Here is a 6,362-nt window from a genome sequence, read left to right on the forward strand (position 1 = left end):
GTTGCGGGCCATGAACCCGGTCGCGGTCATGATCGACGAGGCGGACGCGGCCCTCGGAGACCGGTCCTCTTCAGGCGACAGCGGCGTCTCGAGCCGCGGGTTCGGCCAGATCGCCCAGGCGATGTCGGACACCCGCTTCCGGGGTAAGATCATCTGGTTCCTGGTCACCGCCCGCCCGGACCTGATGCCGGTCGACCTTAAGCGGCAGGGCCGAGCGGAGGAGCACATCGGCCTGTTCTACCCGTCAACGCGCCAAGACCGCGAGGAGCTGCTTCGCGTCATGATGCGCAAGACTGGCGTCGAAGTCGAAATGGACGCGGTCCCCGAGGCCCTGGTCGACGGCGAGCGGACGTACTCCGGCGCCGACATGGAGGCCCTGTTGACGCGGGCCAAGTTCCGGGCCGCGACGCACGCCCTCGATGAGGACCCCGATCTCGAGGACACTGACGACGACGCATACGACGCGGAGCCCATCAAGGACGACGCCCTCGAGGGCGATGCGGAGCCCCCTCCGTCCGAAAACGGGGAGACCGACCTCGAGGACGACGCGGCCGAGCGGCCGGCCCCCGAGCCCGCGGCCGAGGGCGCCATCACGAAGGAGATCCTCGACGCCGTCGTCGAGGACTTCGTCCCGCCCTCCTACCCGCTTCAGGTCGAGCTCCAGAACCTGGTCGCCGTGATGGAATGCACGAGCCGCTCCATGCTACCGGAGCGGTTCCGTGGCTTGGAGCGCGAGGCGACCGTCCGACGCGTGGCCGAGCTCAAGCGGCTCCTGGGAGAACGGTAGGGCTCTACTTCTTGAGGTACGACTTGTACATCTTCTGGTACAGGTCGTAGTTGATGAGCACGGCTTCGGGCTCGTTGTTCTTCTGAATCATGATGCCCGTTTTAAGTCCTTTCGCCTGCTCGATCAACGCCGACGTTTTGGACCGGAGCTCCGTCACGGTTGCGATGGCTTCGATACCCTGTGTGCTGTACATCCGAGTGGTAAGGTGTGGGTGGTAACGATTGCCGCCCGCTGCTGTGGTGGTCACGGACGACGCCCTAAACTACTTATGACCACGCCTTTCAAGCTCAGTCCCAGATGTATCTCGCTCGCGTCACCGGATCTGTCGTCGCCACGCAGAAGCACGAGCGCTTCCGGAGCCATCGGTTGTTGACCGTGGACCGGATCGGCCTCGAGGGCGAGTCGCTGGGCAAGACGGAGGACGTCGCCCTCGACGCCGGCCTCGACGCCGGCCCTGGCGACGTGGTGCTGGTGGTAAAAGAGGGCGCGGTCGTAGCGGACGTGTTCGACCGGGACGCACCGCCCGGCGCACCCGCGATGCCCGCGAACGTCGTCATCGTCGCGGTCGTGGACGACTGGACAGCGCGCGCAAGCTGAGTCGTCCTCGAGGGCAACCGGGAGCGGATCGTCCTCGAGGGTGCGAGTGGCGCCGCATCGATCCCTTCATGGGCGACGTGGACCCCGATCGTAGAAGCCGGGCGCTGGGCGCACTGCTCCGAGCCAGCCTCGGCGATGCTCGAGCACGGTCAGCACGCAAGACGGTGCCCGCCTTTCCCGTCCTCTTCAATCCCGTCTGGGGACCCCGCGCGCGGTCCGGGGTATCCTGAGAAACCCTACCCTCCTAGACATGGCGAACGCTCCCTACGACGTCCTCGTAATCGGCTCCGGCCCCGGCGGCTACGAGGCCGCGATCCGCGCCCACCAGCTCGGCCTGAACGTGGCCATCGTCGAGAAGAACAAGCTCGGCGGCGTCTGCCTCAACATCGGTTGTATCCCGACCAAGGCGCTCTTGAAGTCCGCCGAGATCGCGAACCAGATGGCACACATCGCCGACTACGGGTTCACGATGCCGGGCGGCGACGGCGCGTCCCTCCCGACGCCGGACTTCGAGGCCGTGGTCAAGCGGTCACGAGGCGTGGCCGACAAGATGAACAAGGGCGTCCAGTTCCTCATGAAGAAGAACAAGGTGGACGTGTTCATGGGCAAGGCGACGCTCAAGGGCAACGGCAAGGTGACCATCGAGCCATCCGAGACGATGGACGGCGAGACCGTCGGCGAGGCCCAGGAGATCGAGGCACGGCACATCATCATCGCGACCGGCGCGCGTGCCCGCGAGATCCCGACGCTGCCGGTCGACGGGACCAAGATCATCGACTACAAGCAGGCCATGCTCCAGACCGAGCGGCCGGACTCGATGGTCATCGTCGGCGCCGGCGCCATCGGCGTCGAGTTCGCCTACGTGTACCACAACATGGGGACCGAGGTCACCATCGTCGAGCTCCAGGACCGACTCGTTCCCGTCGAGGACGTTGACGTGTCCAAGGAGCTCGGGCGGGCGTACAAGAAGATGGGCGTCAAGATCATGACCGGCTCCCAGGTCACCAACGTGGACACGTCGGGCGACGGTTGCGTGGTGACGGTCCAGACGAAGAAGGGCGACCAGACCCTCGAGGCCGACCAGGTCTTGTCCGCCATTGGCGTCGTCGGCAACGTCGAGGGTTTCGGCCTCGACGAGCTCGGCGTCGAGCACGACCGCGGCGCCATCAAGGTCGACTCGATGTACCGGACCAACATCGACGGGCTCTACGCCATCGGCGACGTCGTCGGCGGGCCGTGGCTGGCCCACGTCGCGAGCCACGAGGGCATCGTCTGCATCGAGAACATCGCCCACGAGATGGGCAAGCACGACTCGGCGCCCCACGCCGTCGACTACCTCAACGTGCCGGGCTGCACGTACTGCCTGCCCCAAATCGCATCCGTCGGATACACAGAGGAGAAGGCCAAGGAGGCCGGCTTCGACGTGTTGATCGGCAAGTTCCCGTTCGCGGCGTCCGGCAAGGCGGCCGCGATCGGAGACCAGACCGGCTTCGTCAAGGTCGTCGTCGACGAGAAGTATGGCGAGGTGCTCGGCGCCCACATCATCGGCCACGACGCGACCGAGATGATCGCGGAGGTGGTCACGGCGCGTGCGCTCGAGACGACCGCGCACGAGGTGATGGAGGCCATGCACCCACACCCGACGTTGTCGGAGGCGGTCATGGAGGCGTTCCGCGACGCCTACGGCCAGGCCATCAACGCGTAGCGCGGCTCGTCCTCGAGGTCGGAGTCGGCCTCGGGGACGCCGTGGCGGCTCTGCCCTCGAGTGAGGCGACGGAGCCTCGGCGTCGAGGGCCGGGAGCACGCGGTACCGCTACGTCCTCGAGGACGATCTATGTGCGCCCGGTCTTGCGGATTTTCGCCTCCAGCTTCCCCTCCGCTGTCGTGTGACGGTGCGCATAGGCGCCCAAGATGGTGCCCCAGATGCCGACGTTGATCATCAGCGTGGTCATGATCGCAGCCGAGTCGCCGCCCGCGAACGTCGGCCGTCCTCGAAGGCTCGGCCACCCCGCGAGCGCCCACAGCGTGGGGAGGAGCGCGTAGATCATCGCGGCCAGGATGGTCGGGCGAGGGACGAGCGTGAACGGCGCCCCCCACGCCGTGCCGATGGCCAGAAAGGCGAGCCCGCCGAACACCGTTGCGGTGACCCATCCCCCACCGAACAACTCCTGCCAGGCTCCCACGAACGGGGCCTTCGACATCAGCCCCGTAAGGACCAACAGGCCGAAAACGCCTGCGACGGCGAGGGATCCCAAGAACGCGCCCAACAAGGTGGACCGGATGATTGGATGCATGAGACGAGGGAGCGACCTCGAGGTCGCGTCGGCCTCGAGGCCGATGTGTGGAGGGGGACGGCTACGACTGCGAGGATAGCCACTCCGCGTCCTGAGTCTCGAGGAGACGTTCGATGGAATTGCGCCATTGCGACCGCTTCCCGTCCACCCTCGCTGTTGGGACCGACCTGAGCGCCCTCGAGGGCGGGACCGACAAAGGGGGTCAGTTCCTCAATCCAGTCGGTGAGCGCGATTGGGCGACGAGCCCGTCGTAGGCGAGATGGAGCACCGCTCGGACTGTTGGCGATGTCGGGTCCCCGATCCAGTCGACGAACTCAGGATAGTAGCGACTACCGAGTCACGGTCATCGAGCCCGAGCGTGACGCGGTCGCCCTCGAGGTCGTGCGGCCCGCTCGAAACCACCGTCCGTGGGACGGCGGCGAGGGTCCGCTCGGACGGGACGGCCTGGTCCGCACCGCACGGTAGCGCTTGGACACTGGCATCGCGGTACAGCGACGCGGACTCGTCCTGGCAGTCAATGCTCATCGCCAGCTCGGCCGCATCGCCGCATCGAGGCTGGCCAGCGTCCCAGCGACAGTCTGGTCGACGTGTCTCGAGGCGGTTGACGGCGACCCGGCGCAACCTGAGGCGTCGACGGCGATTAGAACCAGGCAACGAGCGGTCGTGTCGGGTGTGGCCCTGAGTCACGGCGACGCTGCCGCTCTCCCTTCCCGTTTCTCCTCTCGACCTCATGTCAAACTCCTCTCCCACCGAACGCCAAGAGCAGATCGCCAAGCTCGCCGACCTGATCGACGACATCGAGATCTGCATGTTGACGACCGTCGACACCGACGGCAAACCCTGGAGCCGCCCGATGGCGACGCAGGAGGTGTCGTTCGGCGGCGACCTGTGGTTCTTTACCCAGGCCGACTCCGAGAAAATCGACCACATCGAGCGCAACCGGAAGGTCGGCGTCGCCTTCGCGCATCCCGGCCGCCAGGACTACGTCACCATGGCCGGGACGGCGCTCGTGGTCAAGGACCGCCGCAAGGCCGAGGAGATGTGGTCCAAGAAGCTCGAGACGTGGTTCCCTGAAGGCTTGGACGACCCGTCCCTCCGCATGATCAAGGTCGAGGTCGAACGCGCGGAGTACTGGGACTCGCCCTCGAGTGCGGTCGTCTACGCGATCGGCTTCGTCAAGGCCAAGCTGACCGGCGTGCCGCCGACGTCGATCGAGGACCACGGCCGCGTGGACCTGAGCTAGCGCGCGCGTCCTCGAGATCGGCGGCAGCCTCGAGGACGGGCGGCCGCTAACGCGTCGACAGGCGGATGTCTCCGAAGTAGGCCGTCGCGGAGTTGCCCGTGTTGTCGGCGTCGCTCATGATGGCGATCCCGGCGATCGCGGGCGGCTCCTCGCCGAAGACCGCGCGGTAGTCCGCCGCGACGTCCCGTCGCTCGTTCCGCCACGTGCCGACGTTGGCGGAGCCGCTCTCGACGGGGATCATCTGGACCCAGTCCGTATAGGCGTTCGCGACGGGCCGGGTCTCGCTCGCACGGTTGGCCCACACGTAGCTGATCGCGCGGACCGGGATCTCGTCGTACCCGAGAGCCCGGAGCGCGCGGTACTTGACGCGGTCACCGAAGGACAGATCGGCCGGGTCGTAGTCGAACAAGACGTAGATCCGAGCCGGGTAGTCGTCGCCGCCTCGGCTGTTGATGTTGCCGCCCTGGATGACGTCGTCGGCCTTCCAGCGCCACGACAGCAGCGGGTAACGGTTGGTGTCGATGTCGAAGCGGCGGACCAGGCCTGACGCGGACGCATCGGCCTGGCCTCGGACGACCGTCGTTCCGCCGTCACGGACGAGCGTGTAGCGGCTTTCGGGAGCGTTGCCCAAGTTCAGCGACTGCCACCCGTTGATCGTGCCGCCGGGCGTCATGTTCGAGAACGACGCGACCGCGTAGTCTGGGAGCGCGAAGGCCGTCAGCGTGACGAGCGCTGCGACAGAGAGCAGGGAGAGGTGGGTGCGAGTCATGGCGACGGGACCGGAGGCGATGGAGGTGTCTAACCAGAGCAGCACTGGCGCGTTGCCCAGACTCCGTAGGACGCCCTCCTACTTACCCGTCAGACTCTACCGGAACTGTAAACAATGCCTCCGACAGGTCGCCATCGACCTCGACGCGCTCGACGCTCAACGTGCCCGTCTTGACCCCTGCGACGGTCTGGATGACCTGGCGCGGTACCATCACGCCGTCCGTCTCGCGGTAGTCGGAATACCGGATGGCCACGTAGTCGACCCGTCCGCCTCGACGGCGCTGTGTCGTGATCAGGTCTGGTCGTCCGTCCGCGTTGAGCCCGACCAAGATGTCGTCCTCGAGGTCGTCGACCGTGACACGAACCAGGCCGGGCGAGAGCTGGACGGCGATGACGTCCGAGCGGCCAGCGGCCAGGACGAGCGGGTGGAGCCAGTTGTCGGCCGCGACGGCGAGCTCGGCCTCGAGGTCGAGAGGTCGGGACTCGCCCTCGAGGACGGAGAACGCTCCCCGCGACGTCAACACCACGGAGCGGGTTCGTCCCGCGACGCGGACGTCCCAGCGCGTCGCGTCGGGCAGCCGGAGCGTCATCGTGGACCGGATCACGCGGTCCCGGCCGTCGATCGGCGCGTCGACGCGGGACGCGATCACGACCGACTCGAGGGCGTCGATGC

The 6,362-nt window shown here is 67.0% G+C and carries 8 protein-coding genes and 1 pseudogene; 5 read left to right on the top strand and 4 right to left on the bottom strand.

Annotated features, from left to right (window positions below; translation table 11 throughout):
* The coding region (locus WBA11_RS09895) for an AAA family ATPase (protein WP_424520535.1) at nucleotides 1–787 on the top strand (787 nt) is incomplete at its 5' end.
* A gap of 4 nt (nucleotides 788–791) precedes the next feature.
* On the opposite strand, the gene WBA11_RS09900 is transcribed toward WBA11_RS09895, so the two are convergent.
* The gene (locus WBA11_RS09900; protein ID WP_424520536.1) at nucleotides 792–980 is read right to left on the bottom strand and encodes a type II toxin-antitoxin system Phd/YefM family antitoxin; all 189 of its coding nucleotides are present in this window, start codon (nucleotides 978–980) and stop codon (nucleotides 792–794) included.
* A 104-nt stretch (nucleotides 981–1,084) separates the two neighbouring features.
* Here WBA11_RS09900 and WBA11_RS09905 point away from each other — a divergent pair, with 104 nt between their 5' ends.
* On the top strand, nucleotides 1,085–1,384 hold the full coding sequence (locus tag WBA11_RS09905) for a EutN/CcmL family microcompartment protein (protein ID WP_424520537.1): 300 nt from the start codon (nucleotides 1,085–1,087) through the stop codon (nucleotides 1,382–1,384).
* A 250-nt stretch (nucleotides 1,385–1,634) separates the two neighbouring features.
* The gene (gene lpdA / locus WBA11_RS09910; protein ID WP_424520538.1) at nucleotides 1,635–3,089 is read left to right on the top strand and encodes a dihydrolipoyl dehydrogenase; all 1,455 of its coding nucleotides are present in this window, start codon (nucleotides 1,635–1,637) and stop codon (nucleotides 3,087–3,089) included.
* Between the two features lie 127 nt (nucleotides 3,090–3,216).
* On the opposite strand, the gene WBA11_RS09915 is transcribed toward lpdA, so the two are convergent.
* On the bottom strand, nucleotides 3,217–3,678 hold the full coding sequence (locus tag WBA11_RS09915) for a hypothetical protein (RefSeq protein ID WP_424520539.1): 462 nt from the start codon (nucleotides 3,676–3,678) through the stop codon (nucleotides 3,217–3,219).
* Between the two features lie 113 nt (nucleotides 3,679–3,791).
* Here WBA11_RS09915 and WBA11_RS09920 point away from each other — a divergent pair, with 113 nt between their 5' ends.
* Nucleotides 3,792–3,932, top strand: a complete 141-nt coding sequence (locus WBA11_RS09920) for a hypothetical protein (RefSeq protein ID WP_424520540.1) — start codon at nucleotides 3,792–3,794, stop codon at nucleotides 3,930–3,932.
* A 476-nt stretch (nucleotides 3,933–4,408) separates the two neighbouring features.
* A complete protein-coding gene (locus tag WBA11_RS09925) occupies nucleotides 4,409–4,921 on the top strand; it encodes a pyridoxamine 5'-phosphate oxidase family protein (protein ID WP_424520541.1) in 513 nt (170 codons plus the stop codon).
* Between the two features lie 46 nt (nucleotides 4,922–4,967).
* On the opposite strand, the gene WBA11_RS09930 is transcribed toward WBA11_RS09925, so the two are convergent.
* Both WBA11_RS09930 and WBA11_RS09935 read right to left on the bottom strand, forming a co-directional pair.
* Nucleotides 4,968–5,690, bottom strand: coding sequence for a DUF3047 domain-containing protein (locus WBA11_RS09930; protein WP_424520542.1), 723 nt, complete (start codon nucleotides 5,688–5,690; stop codon nucleotides 4,968–4,970).
* A gap of 82 nt (nucleotides 5,691–5,772) precedes the next feature.
* Nucleotides 5,773–6,362: pseudogene (locus tag WBA11_RS09935) on the bottom strand (hypothetical protein); the annotation flags it as partial.

The sequence above is a fragment of the Rubrivirga sp. genome (assembly GCF_049648075.1).
Classification (GTDB): Bacteria; Bacteroidota; Rhodothermia; order Rhodothermales; family Rubricoccaceae; genus Rubrivirga.

Coding starts and splice junctions, on each gene's coding strand:
- WBA11_RS09900 (WP_424520536.1), bottom strand. CDS start 980: ATGTACAGCACACAGGGTATCGAAGCCATCGCAACCGTGACGGAGCTC.
- WBA11_RS09905 (WP_424520537.1), top strand. CDS start 1,085: ATGTATCTCGCTCGCGTCACCGGATCTGTCGTCGCCACGCAGAAGCAC.
- lpdA (WP_424520538.1), top strand. CDS start 1,635: ATGGCGAACGCTCCCTACGACGTCCTCGTAATCGGCTCCGGCCCCGGC.
- WBA11_RS09915 (WP_424520539.1), bottom strand. CDS start 3,678: ATGCATCCAATCATCCGGTCCACCTTGTTGGGCGCGTTCTTGGGATCC.
- WBA11_RS09920 (WP_424520540.1), top strand. CDS start 3,792: ATGGAATTGCGCCATTGCGACCGCTTCCCGTCCACCCTCGCTGTTGGG.
- WBA11_RS09925 (WP_424520541.1), top strand. CDS start 4,409: ATGTCAAACTCCTCTCCCACCGAACGCCAAGAGCAGATCGCCAAGCTC.
- WBA11_RS09930 (WP_424520542.1), bottom strand. CDS start 5,690: ATGACTCGCACCCACCTCTCCCTGCTCTCTGTCGCAGCGCTCGTCACG.